General features: G+C 71.6%; 15 protein-coding genes. 7 read left to right on the forward strand and 8 right to left on the reverse strand.

Going from position 1 to position 17,075, the window contains the following annotated elements; all coding sequences use genetic code 11:
- The first annotated feature begins 110 nt into the window (after positions 1-110).
- On the forward strand, positions 111-1,343 hold the full coding sequence (locus FHX44_RS06455) for a D-arabinono-1,4-lactone oxidase (RefSeq protein WP_147254632.1): 1,233 nt from the start codon (positions 111-113) through the stop codon (positions 1,341-1,343).
- Between the two features lie 10 nt (positions 1,344-1,353).
- Here the strand turns inward: FHX44_RS06455 and FHX44_RS06460 are convergent, their stop codons facing one another.
- The 7 genes from FHX44_RS06460 to FHX44_RS06490 form a co-directional block, all read right to left on the reverse strand.
- Positions 1,354-2,115 (reverse strand): fumarylacetoacetate hydrolase family protein, encoded by a 762-nt coding sequence (locus FHX44_RS06460; protein ID WP_246170242.1) that lies wholly within the window; start codon positions 2,113-2,115, stop codon positions 1,354-1,356.
- 120 nt (positions 2,116-2,235) lie between these two features.
- Positions 2,236-3,792: a tripartite tricarboxylate transporter permease gene (locus FHX44_RS06465; RefSeq protein WP_147254634.1), complete on the reverse strand. Its 1,557-nt coding sequence runs from the start codon at positions 3,790-3,792 to the stop codon at positions 2,236-2,238.
- 19 nt (positions 3,793-3,811) lie between these two features.
- Positions 3,812-4,267: a tripartite tricarboxylate transporter TctB family protein gene (locus tag FHX44_RS06470; protein WP_147254635.1), complete on the reverse strand. Its 456-nt coding sequence runs from the start codon at positions 4,265-4,267 to the stop codon at positions 3,812-3,814.
- 92 nt (positions 4,268-4,359) lie between these two features.
- A complete protein-coding gene (locus tag FHX44_RS06475) occupies positions 4,360-5,337 on the reverse strand; it encodes a Bug family tripartite tricarboxylate transporter substrate binding protein (RefSeq protein WP_212612358.1) in 978 nt (325 codons plus the stop codon).
- A gap of 53 nt (positions 5,338-5,390) precedes the next feature.
- Positions 5,391-5,831 carry a PaaI family thioesterase gene (locus FHX44_RS06480; protein WP_170308798.1) on the reverse strand — a complete coding sequence of 147 codons (441 nt, stop codon included), beginning with the start codon at positions 5,829-5,831 and terminating at the stop codon, positions 5,391-5,393.
- 8 nt (positions 5,832-5,839) lie between these two features.
- The gene (locus FHX44_RS06485; RefSeq protein WP_147254637.1) at positions 5,840-6,628 is read right to left on the reverse strand and encodes an enoyl-CoA hydratase-related protein; all 789 of its coding nucleotides are present in this window, start codon (positions 6,626-6,628) and stop codon (positions 5,840-5,842) included.
- Positions 6,628-7,842, reverse strand: a complete 1,215-nt coding sequence (locus FHX44_RS06490; RefSeq protein ID WP_147254638.1) for a CaiB/BaiF CoA transferase family protein — start codon at positions 7,840-7,842, stop codon at positions 6,628-6,630. The genes FHX44_RS06485 and FHX44_RS06490 overlap by 1 nt, the downstream gene beginning before the upstream one ends.
- Before the next feature lie 91 nt (positions 7,843-7,933).
- On the opposite strand from FHX44_RS06490, the gene FHX44_RS06495 reads away from it, so the two are divergent.
- Positions 7,934-8,764: an IclR family transcriptional regulator gene (locus FHX44_RS06495; protein ID WP_212612359.1), complete on the forward strand. Its 831-nt coding sequence runs from the start codon at positions 7,934-7,936 to the stop codon at positions 8,762-8,764.
- 100 nt (positions 8,765-8,864) lie between these two features.
- Here the strand turns inward: FHX44_RS06495 and FHX44_RS06500 are convergent, their stop codons facing one another.
- Entirely contained in the window at positions 8,865-9,923 is a 1,059-nt protein-coding gene (locus tag FHX44_RS06500; RefSeq protein WP_246170243.1) for a PhoH family protein, read from the reverse strand.
- A gap of 227 nt (positions 9,924-10,150) precedes the next feature.
- On the opposite strand from FHX44_RS06500, the gene FHX44_RS06505 reads away from it, so the two are divergent.
- From FHX44_RS06505 to FHX44_RS06525, 5 genes are all read left to right on the forward strand, one after another.
- Positions 10,151-13,162 (forward strand): alpha-mannosidase, encoded by a 3,012-nt coding sequence (locus tag FHX44_RS06505; protein ID WP_147254641.1) that lies wholly within the window; start codon positions 10,151-10,153, stop codon positions 13,160-13,162.
- A 198-nt stretch (positions 13,163-13,360) separates the two neighbouring features.
- Positions 13,361-14,668 (forward strand): sugar ABC transporter substrate-binding protein, encoded by a 1,308-nt coding sequence (locus FHX44_RS06510; protein ID WP_212612360.1) that lies wholly within the window; start codon positions 13,361-13,363, stop codon positions 14,666-14,668.
- 68 nt (positions 14,669-14,736) lie between these two features.
- A complete protein-coding gene (locus FHX44_RS06515; RefSeq protein ID WP_147260964.1) occupies positions 14,737-15,612 on the forward strand; it encodes a carbohydrate ABC transporter permease in 876 nt (291 codons plus the stop codon).
- Positions 15,609-16,442 (forward strand): carbohydrate ABC transporter permease, encoded by an 834-nt coding sequence (locus FHX44_RS06520; RefSeq protein ID WP_147254642.1) that lies wholly within the window; start codon positions 15,609-15,611, stop codon positions 16,440-16,442. Before FHX44_RS06515 ends, FHX44_RS06520 begins: the two co-directional genes overlap by 4 nt.
- Positions 16,443-16,485: 43 nt before the next feature.
- Complete coding sequence (locus tag FHX44_RS06525; RefSeq protein ID WP_246170244.1) at positions 16,486-16,938, forward strand: nuclear transport factor 2 family protein; 453 nt, start codon at positions 16,486-16,488, stop codon at positions 16,936-16,938.
- Positions 16,939-17,075: the final 137 nt, after the last annotated feature.

Genomic DNA, 17,075 nt, shown 5'->3' on the forward strand with positions numbered 1-17,075 from the left:
GAAGGTCCGCGTACTGGGCGTACTCGGGCCTTCCGACAACGCAGCCAGCGGACGCCTGGGCCGCCGAGATACGTGCGGACCTTCCTGGACGGGGCGCTAGGTTCGCGTCCATGGTGACCGCGAACTGGGCAGGCAACGTCGTCTTCTCCTCGCGGGAGGTGCACCGCCCGACATCGGTTGCGCAGCTGCAGGAGCTGGTCGCGGGCAGCGACCGGGTACGGGCGCTCGGCTCGGGGCACTCGTTCAGCCGGATCGCCGACACCGACGGCGAGCACGTCACCCTCGCCGGGCTCCCGCCCGTCGTCGAGATCGATGCGGCCACCGCCACCGCGCGCGTCTCGGCCGGCCTGCGGTACGGCGAGTTCACCGGGCGCATGCACGACGCCGGTTTCGCCCTGCCGAACCTGGGATCGCTCCCCCACATCGTCGTGGCGGGCGCCTGCGCCACCGGCACCCACGGGTCCGGGCAGGCCAACGGCGCGCTCGGCACGGCCGTGTCCGCCGTCGAGCTCGTGGGGGCCGACGGCGAGCTGCGCACCGTCCGCCGCGGCGACGCGGAGTTCCCCGGCTCGGTCGTGGCACTCGGCGCGCTGGGCATCGTCACCGCGCTCACGCTGGACCTGCGCCCGACGTTCGGCATCCGACAGTGGATCTACGAGGGTCTCGCCCTCGACGCCGCCGAGGAGGCGCTCGCCGGCGGCTACAGCGTCAGCCTGTTCACCCACTGGAGGGGCGCGGGCTTCGAGCAGGTCTGGCTCAAGCAGCTCGACACCGATCCCGAGCCGCCCGTCCGCTGGCTCGGCGCCACGAGGGCTCCGGCACCGGTGCACATGGTGCCCGGCGTCGACCCGCAGCACTGCACCCCGCAGCTGGGTGAGCCGGGGCCGTGGCACGCGCGCCTGCCGCACTTCCGGCTCGAGTTCACCCCGAGCAGCGGCGACGAGCTGCAGTCGGAGTACTTCGTGCCGCGCGAGGCCCTCCCCGACGCCCTGCGCGCGGTCGACGCCGTCCGCGACCACGTGACGCCGGTGCTGCAGGTCTCCGAGATCCGGACGGTGGCGGCCGACGACCTGTGGCTCTCCCCCGCCCAGGGCCGCGAGACCGCGGCGCTGCACTTCACCTGGGTGCCCGACACCGAGGCCGTGCTCCCCGCGGTGGCCGCGCTGGAGTCGGCGCTGGCCCAGTTCGGTACCCGGCCGCACTGGGGCAAGGTGTTCGGCACCGCCCCGGCGACGGTCGCCTCACTCTGGCCGCGCCTGAACGACTTCGCCACCCTCACGCTGAAGCACGACCCCGAAGGCAAGTTCCGCAACGCGATGCTGGAGACCTACCTGCCCCGCTGAAGCCCCGAAGCTACCCCTGCACCACCGGGTTCGTGAGGACACCCACCCCGGGGATGCGGCACTCCGCCACCGTGCCGGGCCGGATGTGCACCGCCCCCGGGGTGCCGGTGGAGATGATGTCCCCGGGGTACAGCGGCATCACCGCGCTGTGGAAGCTCACCAGGAACTGCGGCGAGTAACGCATGCGCGAGACCGTGTTGCTGCGGTGCACCCCGCCGTCCAGCACGGTGCTGACCTCGACGGACGCCAGGTCACCCACCTCGGCGAGCGGCACGATCTGCGGCCCGAAGGAGAAGAAGCCCGGGAAGTTCTTGGACCGGGTGAGGAACCGCGGGTTGCGCTCCAGGATGTCCTCGGCGGTCTGGTCGAGCACCGTGGTGACGCCGAAGACGTGGTCGAGCGCGTCCGCCTCGCTCACGTCGCGGCAGTAGCGCCCGATCACGAGGCCCAACTCGGCCTCCGCGGTGGTGCGGGAGCTCTGCGGCGGGATCGGGATCTCCTCACCCGGGCCGATCACCGTGTGGTCGCCCTTGATGAACGACGCCGGCTCATCGGGCACCTGCTCGGACAGGTCGGCGGCGTGGTCGACGTAGTTCAGGCCGATGCCCCAGATGAGCCGCGGATGCCGGTACGGCGCGCCGAACGCCACCGAGGACTCGGGCACGAACAGGGCATCGCCGGCGGACTCGACGGCCTTCGCCAGCTCGGCGACGCGCTCCTCGACGAGGACGGCCCGGACGTCGCCGTCGAACCCGGGGAGCAGGTCGGGCACGCGGGCGACCCCACGTCCTTGTTCGACCACGGCCGGGATCTCGGTCCCGTCGACACGAATGCTCGCCAACCGCATGCAGATGGGTCCTCTCCTCGCAGTTTCCGCTCAGCCTACGAACGCCTACTGCTCCGACGTGTGCTCGGGGGTCCGGCGCCTGCCCCACTCGGCCAGCCTCGACGTGACCGCCTTCCGGATGCGCGGCAGCACGGTCGGGAGCAGGACCAGCGTCGCGATCACGATCAGGAGCACCAGGCTCGTCGTGCGCTGCACGAAGATCGTGAAGTCGCCACCGGAGATGATCATCGTCTGGCGCAGCGTCTCCTCCGCGAGCGGCCCGAGCACGAGCGCGATCACCAGCGCCGCGGGCGACATGCCGTACCGGCGCATGAAGAACCCGAGCACACCGCAGGCCAGCATGATCCCGACCTCGACGATGCTGCCGTTCACCGAGTAGGTCCCGACCACGCAGAGCAGGATGATCACCGGTGCCAACACCCGGAACGGCACGCGGGCGATGCTCGCGAACGCCGGGATGCAGAACACGTTCACCAGCAGCAACATCACGTTGCCCAGGTACATGCTGGCGATGAGGCCCCAGGCGAACTCCGGGTTCTGCTCCATGAGCAGCGGGCCCGGCTGCAGCCCCCACATCAGGAACCCGCCGATCAGCACGGCGGTGGCCGCCGACCCCGGGATGCCCAGCGTCAGCAGCGGCACCATCGCCCCGGCGGAGGCCGCGTTGTTCGCCGCCTCCGGCCCGGCGAGCCCGGCCATCGCGCCCTTGCCGAACCGCTCCGGCCTCCGCGAGATCGACTTCTCGAGGTTGTACGACATCAGCGACGCCACCGTGGCACCCGCGCCCGGTGCCGTGCCCACGGCGAATCCGAGCAGCGAGCCGCGCAGGATCGGGCCGCGCGACTCGCGCACGTCCTCCCGGTTCGGCCAGAACGCGCGTCCGCGCGAGCCCACCGTGAAGTAGCCGATGCGCTCGAGGTGCCCACCCCGCCACAGGGTGTGCAGGATCTCGCCGATGCCGAACAGGCCGATCGCCACCGGGATGAAGTCGATGCCGTTGATCAGCTCGGTGGAGCCGAACGTGTAGCGCTGCGCCCCGCCGCCGATGTCGACGCCGACGGTCGCGAGCGCGAACCCGACGAGCGCGGACAGCGCGCCGAGCAGCCAGTTGCGGCCGATGATCACGATGAGCGTGAGCAGGCCGGCGACGACCACGAGGAAAAGCTCCGGCGGACCGAAGCTGCTCGCCACCGCCGCGGTGACCGGCGCGGCGACGCTGATCAGCAGGGCACCGAGCGTCCCGGCGACGAACGAGGCGACGGCGGCCATCACCAGCGCGGGACCCGCCCGGCCCTGCCGCGCGAGCGGGTAGCCGTCGAAGGTGCTGGCGACCGTGGCCGACTCCCCCGGAGTGTTGATCAGCACCGACGTGATCGTGCCGCCGTACATCGCGCCGTAGTAGACCGCGGCCAGCATGATGATGGCGCCGGTGGGATCGAGGCCGAAGGTGAGCGGCAGCAGCACCGCGAGCCCGGCCGACGGGCCGAGCCCCGGCATGACGCCGACGACCATCCCGAGCACCACGCCCGCCGCGAGCAGGAGCACGTTCTGCACGGTGAGCAGGGCGAGGATCCCCTGCCCGAGATCGGCGAAGACGTCCACGGCGTCCCTCCCCCGGCCGTCAGAACCGCGGCAGGACGCCGGCCGGAAGGCCCGCGTTCAGCAGCGTCTGGAAGAGCACGTACAGCCCGACGGACAGTCCGATGCCGAGCACGGCGTTCAGCACCGGGTGCTCGCGGTTGAGCAGCCACAGGCAGCCGAGCAGGAACAGTGCACCGGCGATGACCGCCCCCAGCACCGTGAACGCGGCCGCGAGCGCCGCGGCGGCCACCACGACGATCGCCATCGTCCGCGGGTGCCGTCCGAGATCGGGCCCGTCGACCTCGGGCTCGGGCTCGACGCGGCGCAGGCTGCCCACGAGCGCGACGAGGGTGAGCACGATCCCGATGCCACCGATGAAACGGGGGAAGAAGCCCGGCCCGATGCGGCCGGCGGCCGTACGCCACTCCATGCCGAGCGCGAGCTGGAAGTAGCCCGCGAGGACGACCAGCAGGATCCCGAAGAACACCGTGTTCATCGGCCTCCGCTTCGCTCCGGCGGGCTTGCGGGCCCCTGGTGACGCCGTCTCGCTCCTCCGGTGCTCGGTCGCTCGTTCCTCGCTGCGCGCGGTCACAGCGCGCCCCGCTCGGTGAGGATGCGCTTGAAGTCCGCCTGCGTCTGGTCCAGGAACGCGCTGAAGTCCGCCCCCCAGCGCAGGTCCTCCGACAGGTGGTTGCTGGCCACGTACTCCTTCCACTCCGGCGTCTCGACGACCTGCTGCATGGTCGTGATCCACCACTGCTGCGCGTGCTCGGGGGCGTCCGGCGGGAGGATCAGCCCGCGGGGCATCGAGGGGAGGCCGGTGAACCCGAGCGACTCGTCCGTGGGCACGTCCGGGATCTCCGGCAGCGGCTCGGCCGCCGTGGTGAGCAGGGCCCGCAACTGGCCGGCCTGCACGTGGCCCAGCACGGTGCCCGGGTTGGAGATGATCGCCTCGAGGCTGCCGGACAACATGGCCGTCTGCATCTGCCCCTCGTCGTTGAACGGCACGTACTCGATCCGGTAACCGGCCTGGTCGGCGAGCATCGCGTGGACGATGAAGTCGACGTTGACGGTGCCGATCCCGCCCACGACCACGCTGCCCTTCCCGCGGGCGTGCTCCACCCAGCTCGCCCAGTCGGTGATCGGGCTCGTGCCGGGAACCAGGAACAGCGAGTCGTCGGTGGCGAAGAGCCCGACGGGCGTGAAGTCCTGCGGCTGCCACCCCGTGTCGGCCTGCAGGGGTGTGGTGATGAACGAGCCGGACGTCGTGGAGATGGAGTATCCGCTGCCTGCGTCGCTGAAGACGTGCCCCCACCCCGTCGCGCCGCTGCCGCCCTCCCGGTTCTCGACGACGATGTCGTGCGGGTAGAGCCGGTGCTTCTGCAGGATGTCGACGATCGTGCGCGCCATGATGTCGTTCCCGCCGCCCGGGCCGAAGGCGATCGTCCAGTCCAGGTCCTGCGACGGGTACTCCTCCGGGGACTCCGCGGTCCCGGCTCCGGAGCAACCGGCCAGGACCATCACGGCGGCCGCGGCGAGCGCCCTCCGGAGAAACGTGCGGGGCATGGCGGTCTCCCTTCCCGGCGACGGTGCCGGAGTTGGGGCTGGGGGCGGGACATTCAGGCCACGTCGGGGTCCTTGCGTTCGAGTCGGTGCCACGAACCGGCGGCGAACGCCACGAGCCGGCCCTCGTCGTCGACGAGGCGCGACTCCAGGTGCACGAGTCGTCGGCCGGCGTTCAGCAGCGCGGCCGTGCAGCGACCCCGGCCGGTGAGCGGCCGGAAGAAGCGCAGGTTCATCTCGACCGTCACCGCGGTGGAGAGGAAGCGGTGGCACAGGTGCCCCATCGACACGTCCATCGCGGTGGCGATCACCCCGCCGTGCACCGAGCCCTGCGGGTTGCACAGGTGCCCCGCATAGGGCAGCCCGACGGTGCAGGTGCGGGCCTCGTCGTCGTAGGAGATGTCGAGGTCGAGGAAGCGGGCGAGGAAGAACGCCCCGAACTCGGGGCGGGCCTCCGCGGCGGCCTGCGCGGCACGCGCCGTGACATCGGTGTTCATGTCGGGGCTCATCCCCACGTGAACCGCGGCGGGCGCTTCTCCAGGAACGCGCGCACGCCCTCGGCGTAGTCGGGGGTGTCGAACGACCCGTTCCGGATGGCGGTGGTCTCCGCGTCGTCGGTGAGCTGGCCGGCCACGACCCGGCGGACTATCTCCTTGCCCTTCCGCACGCTGTACTGCGCGCGCGTGGTGACGACCTCGGCGAACCCATAGGTGGTGGCGGCGAGGTCGTCGGTGGGCACGACCTCGTCGAAGAGGCCGAGCGCCACCGCGCGATCGGCCGGGATCTGCTGGCCGGAGACGAGGATCCACGTGGCGCGCGACGGCCCGGCGAGGTCCACGAGGCGGCGGGTGGACTCGAGGCTGTAGACGAGCCCGAGCTTGGCCGGCGTGATCGCGAAGCGGGCGCGCTCGTCGGCGAAGCGCAGGTCGCAGGCCAGCGCGAGGCCTGCCCCGCCGCCGATGCAGTAGCCGTGCACCATCGCGATCGTCGGCTTCACCATGCCGTCGAGCGCCCGCTCGGCGGCCGCGACGTGCTCGTTGTAGCGGCGGGCGCGCTCGGCGTCGCCGCGCTCGCGCTCGAACTCCGCGATGTCCGCGCCCGATGCGAAGGCCTTCTGCCCGGCCCCGCGCAGCACCACGACCTTGACGTCCGGGTCGGCGTCGAGCCCGGCGAGCAGGCCGGGGAGCTCCCGGTACATGTCGATGGTGATCGCGTTGTGGCTCTGGGGCCGGTTGAGCACCACGGTGGCCACGCCGTCCGGCCCGGCGCGTTCGATGAGGATCTGGTCGGACATCAGCTCGCTTGCCTTTCGGGGTGGGCGTCGTAGGCCACGCCGCTCGCGAACAGCTCGGCCACCTCGTCGTCGCCGATCCCGCTGTCGCGCAGCACCTGCGCGGTGTGCTGGCCGAGCCACGGCGCGGGGCCGCGCACCCGGAAGTCGAGGGTGGAGAACTTGGTGGGCGGCGCGATCGTCCGCATGGGCCCCATGATCGGGTGCTCCTGCTCGACGATCATCCCGCGCTCGACGACGTGGGGGTCGTCGAGCGCCTCGGCGTAGGTGAGCACCGGGCCGCCGGGCACGCCCGCCCGGTCGAGGCGCTTGATCCACTCCTCGGTGGCGCGGGTGGTGGTGAGCCGCTCGATCTCGACCTCGAGCTCGTCGATGTGCGCCATCCGGTCCGGCAGCGTCGCGAACCGGGGGTCGGTGAGCCACTCGGGCCGGTCGAGCACACCGGTGACCAGGCGCTCCCACAGCCGGTCGTTGTTGGCGCCGATCGTGACGTAGCCATCGGCCGTGCGGTACGCCTGGTACGGCGTGGACCGCCGGTGCCGGGTGCCCGTGGCCGCGGGCTCCTCACCCCCGCCGAACCACGCGCCCGACTCCCACACCGTCCACGCGAGGCCCGCGTCGACCAGCGAGATGTCCAGGTACTGCCCCTCGCCGGTGCGCGAGCGCTGGATGTGCGCCGCGAGCACGGAGTAGATCGCGGTGGCTCCGGCCGCGATGTCGTTGATCGCGATGCCGACCTTGACCGGCCTGCCTCCCGGCTCGCCGGTCATGCGCATGAGGCCGACGGCGCCCTGGGCCATGATGTCGAACCCCGGGCGGTCCCGGTACGGCCCCGTCTGCCCGAAGCCGCTGATGGAGCAGTAGATGACGTCGGGCCGGACCGCCTTCACGGCCGCGTAGTCGATGCCGAGACGGCGCACCACACCCGGGCGGAAGTTCTCGATCACGAGGTCGGCCTCTGCGACGAGGCGCAGGAAGATCTGGCGGCCGCGGTCGGTCTTGAGGTCGAGCGAGATGCTGCGCTTGCTCCGGTTGGGCATCGCGAAGGGGTAGCTCTCACCCTCCACCTTCGGCGCGAGCCTGCGGGAGTCGTCGCCGGTGACCGGCTGCTCGACCTTGATCACGTCAGCGCCCAGCTCGGCCAGAACCATCGTGCAGTACGGCCCGGAGAGGAACCGGGTGAGGTCGAGGACTCGGAATCCGTCGAGCGGGAGCACGTGACCGCCTTTCCCGTATCACGGGATATTATCCCGTGTTATGGAAACAGTACGATCCGTCCCTTCCCTGGTCAAGGGCGACGGAGGAGCGGTGAGCGCGGACGCAGCGGACGCCCCCACACGGGCCGGCGTCCAGTCGATCGACCGGGCGGTCGCGATCCTGCGCTGCTTCGACGCGCGTCGTCCCGAGCTGGGCATCAGCGAGATCGCCCGCATGACGGGACTGTCGACGAGCACCACCCACCGGCTGCTCGCCGCGATGCAGAGCAACAGCCTGGTGCGCCAGACCCCGGGCCGCCGCTACGGGCTCGGACCGTTGCTCGTCCAGCTCGCGCGCAGCGGGGCCGTGCCCACCACGCTGCGCGACGCGGCGCTGCCGTTCCTGCGCGCGCTGCGGGACGAGATCGACGAGACCGTCGCCGTGCACGAGCTGCTGCCCACCGATGAGCGCGCCGTCGTCGACCAGGTGGAGAGCCACCAGGAGCTGCGGCGCACCTACACCGACATCGGCGTACCGCTCGCCCTGCCGCACGGCGCGCCGGGCAAGGCGATCCTCGCGATGCTGCCGCCCGACCGGCAGGAGCGCTGGCTCTCCCGGCCGATCCCGGCCGCCACGCCCCGCACGATCACCGACCCCGACGAGCTGCGCGCCCAGCTCGTCACGATCCGCGCCCGCGGCTGGGCGGGGTCACAGGCCGAGCGCTATCCGGGCATCCGCGCCGTCGCGGCCCCGCTCTTCGACCACACCGGCGCCGTGGTCGGCGCCCTCGGCACCTCGGTGCCGGAGGTCCGCATGGACGACCGGCGGGCCGCCGAGCTGGGCGAGCGCGTCCGCGCCGTGGCCTGGGAGGTGTCGGAGACGCTGGGCGCGACGGCCGAGGCGGTGGCCCGCACCGTGCAGGTGGCGGGCGGCGACGCCTGACGCTCGCTCACGCACCGCGGCTCGCGCACACCGACTCGGCCCACGCACCCCGTCGAACGGGAGCGTCGGCCGACATCGGGTGCGTCGGGCTACCGCCAGGTCAGCGGCGGTTGCGGCGGCGGTGGTCCTGGGGCGGGCCGTTGCGCGGCGCGGCGGCGCGCAGGTTGGGGCGCTCGCCCGCCGCGTCCCACCTCGCGTAGGCGTCGACGATGTCGGCGACGAGGCGGTGGCGCACCACGTCGGTGCTGGACAGCTGCGCGAAGTGCACGTCGTCGACGTCGCCGAGGATGTCGCGCACGACGGTGAGCCCGGAGCGGGTGCCGCCGGGCAGGTCGACCTGCGTGACGTCCCCGGTGACCACGATCTTCGAGCCGAAGCCGAGCCGGGTGAGGAACATCTTCATCTGCTCGGGCGTGGTGTTCTGCGCCTCGTCGAGGATGATGAAGGCGTCGTTGAGCGTGCGCCCGCGCATGTACGCGAGCGGCGCCACCTCGATCGTGCCGGCGGCGATCAGCTTGGGGATCGACTCCGGGTCGAGCATGTCGTGCAGCGCGTCGTACAGCGGCCGCAGGTACGGGTCGATCTTCTCGTAGAGCGTGCCCGGCAGGTAGCCCAGCCGCTCCCCCGCCTCGACGGCAGGCCGCGTGAGGATGATGCGGGTGACCATCTTGGCCTGCAGCGCCTGCACGGCCTTGGCCATGGCGAGGTAGGTCTTGCCCGTACCCGCCGGGCCGATGCCGAAGACGATCGTGTGTGCGTCGATCGAGTCGACGTAGCGCTTCTGGTTGAGCGTCTTGGGCCGGATGGTCTTGCCGCGCCGCGACAGGATGTCGAGCGAGAGCACCTCGGCGGGCGACTCGCCGATGCGGGCGCGCTCGTCGGCGTCGCCGTCGCCGAGCATCTCGACGGTGCGGCGCACGGCGTCGGGCGAGACCTGCTGGCCCCGCTCCGCGAGCATGATCAGCTCGGTGAAGACGCGCTCGGCGAAGGCCACATCGGCCGGGGCACCGGTGAGCGTGAGCTCGTTGCCACGGACGTGGACGTCGGCCTCGAGCATCTCCTCGGCGACGCGCAGGCTCTCGTCGCGCGAGCCCAGCAGCGCGAGCAGAGCAGCGTCCGGAACGGCCATACGGGACTGGACGGGATCCGGATGGGTCAAGGGTTGTGCCGCCTGCTCTCGTCTCTGCCGGTGTGAACTCCCACGATGCTACCGCGAGCCCCCGACGGAACGCGTGTTGTTTCCGACGGGCACGGGCCCCTTGACAGGGCATTTAGTCCAGAGATTGGATTTATATGCGAGCGGCCTGGTGTCGTCCTGCGGGGGAGCAGGATGGCGCCTCGAAGGGCCCGCGAGCACGCCGGAGCGAAGCGGAGGCAACAGACACAGTGCATGACGACTCGAAGCTGGTCCAGCAGCGGATCGCGCGCTTCGTGCGCGAGCGGCTCGTCCCGGCGATGTACCGCGAGCGTGTCCCGGTGGAGGTCACCGCCTGGACGGCGCCGGGCGAACCGGTGCCGTTCGCCGAAGCGGTGCGCCAGGAGTACGCGCCGTTCGCGATCGGCTCGCCGTGGGGATGGCCATGGGGCACGGTCTGGTTCCACCTCAGGGGCGTCGTGCCGGCCGGCTGGACCGATCCGGGCACCCGCCCCGAGCTCGCCGTCGACCTCGGGTTCGCGGGCGTGCAGCCCGGCTTCCAGTCCGAGGGCCTCGCGTACACCCCGGAGGGGAAGGTCGTCGCCGCCGTCGAGCCGCGCAACGCGCACGTCCCGCTGCCCGGCGGGCCCGGTTCCGCGGTCGACCTCTACGTGGAGGCCGCGTCCAACCCGGGCGTGGCCGCCGACTGGACGTACACCCCGACCCGCATGGGCGACCCGGCGACCGCGGGGGACGACCCGCTCTACCGGCTCGTCGCCGCCGACATCGCGCTGCTCGACGTCACCGTCTGGGAGCTGGCGCAGGACTTCTGGACGCTGTCCGGGCTGGTCGCCGAGCTGCCCACCGACCTGCCGCGGCGCGCCGAGGTGCTGCGTGCGCTGGAGCGGGCCGTCGACGTCGTCGACCCGGACGACGTGGCGGGCACCGCCGCGCTGGGCAGGGCCGAGCTCGTGGACGCGCTGGCGAGCCCGGCGTGGCCGAGCGCGCACCGGGTGCACGCCGTCGGGCACGCCCACATCGACTCCGCATGGCTGTGGCCGGTGCGCGAGACCGTCCGGAAGGTGGCGCGGACGTTCGCGAACGTCCTGGACCTGATGGACACCGACGAGGAGTTCGTGTTCGCCGCGTCCTCGGCCCAGCAGTACGCGTGGCTGGCCGAGCACCAGCCGGAGCTGTTCGAGCGGGTCAAGCAGCGCGTGGCCGAGGGCCGGTTCGTGCCGGTCGGCGGGATGTGGGTCGAGTCGGACACCAACATGCCCGGCTCCGAGGCGCTGGCCCGCCAGTTCGTGGCCGGCAAGCGATTCTTCATCGAGCAGCTGGGCGTGGAGCCCCTCGAGGTGTGGCTGCCCGACTCCTTCGGCTACAGCGCCGCACTCCCGCAGCTCATCACCGCCGCCGGGTCCCGCTGGTTCCTCACCCAGAAGATCTCCTGGAACGAGACCAACGTGATGCCCCACCACACGTTCCGCTGGGAGGGCATCGACGGCACCCAGGTGTTCACGCACTTCCCGCCGGTCGACACCTACAACGCGGAGCTGTCCCAGCACGAGCTGGCCCGCGCGCAACGGCAGTACGCCGAGAAGGGGCGCGCCAACACCTCGCTCGTGCCGTTCGGCTGGGGCGACGGCGGCGGCGGGCCCACCCGGGAGATGCTCGCCGCCGCGGCCCGCACGAAGTCACTGGAAGGCTCGCCCGCGGTCCGGATGACCCCGCCCGCCGAGTTCTTCTCCACCGCCGAGGCGGAGTACCCGCGCCCGCCCGTGTGGTCGGGCGAGCTGTACCTCGAGTTCCACCGCGGCACCTACACCTCGCAGGCCCGCACCAAGCGCGGCAACCGCCGCAGCGAGCACCTGTTGCGCGAGGCCGAGCTGTGGGCCGCGACCGCGGCCGTCCGGGCGGGCCTGCCCTACCCCGCCGACGTGCTGGAACGTTGCTGGCACACCGTGCTGCTGCAGCAGTTCCACGACATCCTGCCCGGCACCTCGATCGCCTGGGTGCACCAGGAGGCCGAGCGCAACTACGCCCGCGTCGCCGAGGACCTCGAAGCCGTCGTCGCCCGCTCGCTCGCCGCCCTCGCCGGCGACGGGGACGGCGCGGTCACGGTCAACGCGGGTCCCTACCCGGTCGACGGCGTGCCTGCGCTGGGCGGCGGTGCGATCGCCGCGTCCGCCGAGGCGGTGCGCGTCGAGGAGAACGGCGACGGCACGGTGCTGGACAGCGGCGCGGTACGCGTCGTGGTCGACCGGCGCGGGCTGCTCACCTCCGTGTACGACCTCGCCGCCGACCGCGAGCTCGTGCCACCCGGTTCGGCCGCGAACCTGCTGCAGCTGCACCGCGACACCCCCACCCAGTGGGACGCGTGGGACATCGACGAGCACTACCGCCGCCACGGCCGTGACCTCACCGACGTCGCCGAGCTGGCGGTCGTCGAGCGCGGGCCGGAACGGGCCGCCGTGCGGATCGTGCGCAAGGCGGGCGCGTCGACGATCACGCAGGTCGTGTCGCTCGCCGCCGGGTCGGCCTCGATCGAGATCGACACCCACGTGGACTGGCACGAGCGGCAGAAGCTGCTCAAACTCGCCTTCCCGGTCGACGTGCACGCAGAGCGGGCGACGTCGGAGATCCAGTTCGGGCACCTGCACCGGCCGATCCACACCAACACCTCGTGGGACGCCGCGCGGTTCGAGACCGTGGCCCACCGCTGGGTGCACGTGGGCGAGCCCGGCTACGGCGTGGCCGTCGCGAACGACTCGACCTACGGCCACGACGTCACCCGCTCCACCCGCCCGGACGGCGGCACGACCACGGTCGTGCGGCTCTCGCTGCTGCGCGCACCGCTCTTCCCCGACCCCACCTCCGACCAGGGCGAGCACCGCCTGCGGGTCTCCCTGAGGGCAGGCGCCACGATCGCGGACGCGGTGGCAGAGGGCTACCGGCTCAACCTGCCGCTGCGCACCGTCCGCGGCGCGCCGATCGCCCCGCTCGTGACGGTCGACTCCCCCGCGGTGGTGGTCGAGGCCGTCAAGCTCGCCGAGGACGGCAGCGGCGACGTCGTCGTGCGGCTCTACGAGGCGCACGGCGGGCGGGCGAGCGCCCGGGTCACGGCCGGCTTCGAGCACTCGGGGGTGGTCGAGACCGACCTCCTGGAACGCCCGCTCCCCGAGCCGGTCGCCCTGGCGGGCGACGGAACGCTGCGGCTGCGCCCGTTCCGGATCGTCACGCTGCGATACCGCCGCGGATGATCATCCTGGGGTCGTGTGCGTCCCCCGGCCGCTCCTGGTGTCGGGCCATGACGCTAGGGATCGGCGCGGGGACCCTCCCCGGACCGAGGCGCCCCGACGGAGCAACCGAAGGGCATTGACACCCGTGAGAGGCCGGCCATAGCGTCCGCGAGTAAGGGCTTTCCGCCCACCCCGTCAGCGACGACGAGAGGTCCACGCATGCCTGCGGACATGTCCCACCTGCCGGTGTCCACCCGCCGCACGTTCCTGTCCCTGGTGGGTGCGCTCGGCATCGGAGGCGCGCTCGCCGCGTGCGGTGGGGACACCGGTGGCCTCGACAGCGGTGGAGGGTCCGGCGGCGGCAAGCCGACGCTCAAGCAGTGGTACCACCTCTACGGCGAGTCGGGCACGGAGCAGGCGGTGCAGCGCTACGCCCAGGGCTACGAGCGGGCCACCGTCGAGGTGCAGTGGACACCCGGCGACTACGAGTCGAAGCTGTCGTCCGGGCTGCTGTCCGACAGCGGCCCTGACGTCTTCGAGTACCAGCTCAACGTGGACATGGTCCGCAGCGGACAGATCGTCCCGCTCGACGACATCGTCGGCCCGGTGCGGGGCGACTACACCGACACCGACGTCACGGCCACGTCGCTCGACGGCTCGATCTACGGCGTGAAGATCGTCGACGACACCGGCTTCCTCTACTACCGCAAGAGCCTCCTCGCCGCGGCGGGCGTGCAGCCGCCCACCACGATGGACGAGCTGATCGACGCCTCCCGCGCGCTGAACCGGGACGGCGTCAAGGGCCTGTTCATCGGCAACGACGCCGGGGTCACCCCCGCGTTCGGCGGCGGCGCCCTGCTCGACCTCGTGTTGTGGTCGGCAGGAACGGCGAACCTCACCGCGGACAACAGGATCGGCTTCACCACGCCGGAGGCGAAGGACTCGTTCCGCAAGCTGCGTGAGCTCGCCGAGAGCGGTTCGATCCTGCTCGGGGCGCCCACCGACTTCTGGGACCCGTCGGCGTTCACCCAGGAGCTCGCCGCCATGCAGTGGTGCGGGCTCTGGGCGATGCCGAAGATCAAAGAGGCATTCGGCGACGACTTCGGCATCGTGCCGTGGCCCGCGCTGAGCGCGACCGTCGGCAAGCCGGTCACCTTCCTCGGCGGCTGGACCTCCTTCGTCAGCGCCAAGGCGCGGGACGTCGACCTGGCCAAGGACTTCGTCAAGTGGCTGTGGATCGACAACGCCGAGGCGCAGGAGGACTTCAACCTCTCGTACGGCTTCCACATCCCGCCGCGCAAGAGCCTCGCTGCGAGCGCCCAGAAGCTGCAGGAAGGGGTCGCGGCGGAGGCCCTGCGCATCTTCAACGAGTCCGCGGTGGCGCCGAACCCGATGTGGACCCCGAAGATGAAGTCGGCGTTCGCCGATGCGGCCACCGCGATCGTCCGCGGCGGCGGAGACATCGACGCCGAGCTCGCCAAGGCGCAGCAGGCGGTCGAGGCCGAGCTGGCCCGCCTCGCGGCGTGAGCACGGTCGAAGCACCGCCGTCGCCGCCCCGGCACGCGGCAGGCGCCCGGCCGCGGCGCCGCGGGAGCATGGGGGCCACGCCTGCGTTCTGGCTCTTCATGGGGCCGTTCCTCGCGGGCCTGGTCGTGTTCGTGTACCTGCCGATCGCCTGGAGCTTCGTCCTCAGCTTCAACCGGGCGCAGAACACGGTGCAGCCCCGCGAGTTCGTCGGCCTCCAGAACTACCTCGACCTGCTCGGGCCCGGGCCGTTCCTCGACAGCCTGTGGACCTTCACCGTCTTCGCCGCGATCATCGTGCCGCTCACGTTCGTGCTGTCGCTGCTGCTCGCGGTGCTGCTCAACCAGATCGCCGTGGCGCGGGCCTTCTTCCGGTCGGCCTTCTTCCTGCCCACCGCGTGCTCCTACGTGGTGGCGTCGCTGATCTGGAAGCTGTCGATCTTCAACGGCGTGCGGTTCGGGCTGGCCAACCAGGTGCTCTCGCTGTTCGGCGTCGAGAACATCGCGTGGCTGTCGTCGGTGAGCCCGCCGTGGTACTGGCTGGTGCTGGCCACCGTGCGGCTGTGGCTGCAGCTGGGCTTCTACATCATCCTGTTCCTCGCCGGGCTGCAGCGGATCTCCCCCGAGCTCTACGAGGCCGCGTACGTGGACGGTGCCAAGGCCGGGTGGCAGACGTTCCGCCACATCACCCTGCCGCAGCTGCGGACGACGTCGGTGGCGGTGCTGCTGCTCAACCTGATCGCGGCCTACCAGGCGTTCGACGAGTTCTACAACCTCCTGGGCAACAGCTCGCTGGCCCGGCCGCCGCTCGTCTACCTCTACTACACCGCGCAGAGCAACCAGGACTACGGCCACGGCAGCGCAGGCGCCATGATCCTCGCCGCCCTGATCGTGCTGGTGACGCTGGCGCAGAACCGCATCTACGGGTTCGGGAGGCCGGAGACATGAGGCAGTCCGGCATCCCCGTGACCGTGGCGCGGTACGCCGCGCTCGTCGTCGCGACCGTGCTGTTCCTGCTGCCGTTCTACCTGATGCTGCGCAACGCGCTCGCGACCGACCGGGAGATCACCGGCGTCGACTGGACGATCTTCCCGAGCTCGCTGCGGTGGGGCAACGTCGCCGAGGCCTTCGCGGACCCGACGGCGAACCTCGCACGGGCCATGTTCAACTCGGCGTTCATCGCGGTGACGCAGACGGCCGGGACGGTGCTGCTCTCGTCGATGGCGGGGTACGCGCTGGCCCGCATCCCGTTCCGGTACGCCACCCCGATCTTCTACGCGGTGCTGCTCACGCTGATGGTGCCGCCCGCCGTGACGTTCGTGCCGAGCTTCATCATCGTGTCCCGGCTGGGCTGGGTGAACTCCTACCAGGGGATCATCGTCCCGGTCCTGTTCAGCGGGTTCACCGCGTTCCTGTTCCGGCAGTACTTCCTCAACTTCCCGCGGGAGCTGGAGGAGGCGGGCCGCATCGACGGCCTCGGCTACCTCGGCGTCTTCTGGCGGATCGTGGTGCCGAACTCGCTCGGTTTCTTCGCCGCCATCTCGGTCATCACGGCCATCGCCTCGTGGAACCAGTTCCTGTGGCCGCTCGTCGTCGGGCAGAACCCGTCGATGTGGACGGTGCAGGTGTCGCTCTCGACGCTGATGACGGCCCAGACGATCAACCTGCACCAGGTGTTCATGGCCGCGCTCATCTCGATCGTGCCCCTGGTGCTCGTGTTCGTGTTCCTGCAGCGCTACCTCGTGCAGGGAGTCGCGGAGTCGGGGATCAAGGGCTGATCTCCGCCAGCCCCCGCTCGGCGCGGCGTCGAGACTCGGTCCCATGACCGACGACGCACTGACCGTGCTGCGGGGCATGTACGCGGCCGAGCAGGAGTACCTGGACGCGGGCGGGCCCGGAAGGGCGAGCTTCGAGACCCTGGCGCCGTTCTTCGCGCCCGACGTGGTGCTGCACCAGGCCGAGACGCTGCCCTACGGCGGCACCTGGCGCGGGCACGCCGGGCTGGAGCGCTTCTTCGCAGCGATGAGCACGGCCTGGGAGGCGTTCGAGATGCTCGAGCAGGAGTTCCACCCGGCCGGCGACGTGGTCGTCGTGCGCACCGAGGTGCGCGCCACGGCCCGCGCGACCGGCCGGAAGCTGGAGTTCCCGATCCTGCAGACGGTGCGCGTCGCCGAGGGGCGCATCACCGAGGTGTGGCCGTTCTACTGGGACACCGCGGCGATCGCGGACGCCTGCCGGGCCGTTCCGCACACCGCTACCCGCGCGGCCAGGTGATCCGTGGCTAGTGCTTCCCGCCGGAGGTTCGTCGGGGGTATCGGTGGATCCAGCTTCTCGCTGGGCGTGCCGGCGGGCAGCCCTCGTACCGGGCGTACTCGGGCTGTTCGCCGGTGCGTCCAGCGTGGAGCTGGGCC

This window comes from Pseudonocardia hierapolitana, assembly GCF_007994075.1.
Classification (GTDB): domain Bacteria; phylum Actinomycetota; class Actinomycetes; order Mycobacteriales; family Pseudonocardiaceae; genus Pseudonocardia; species Pseudonocardia hierapolitana.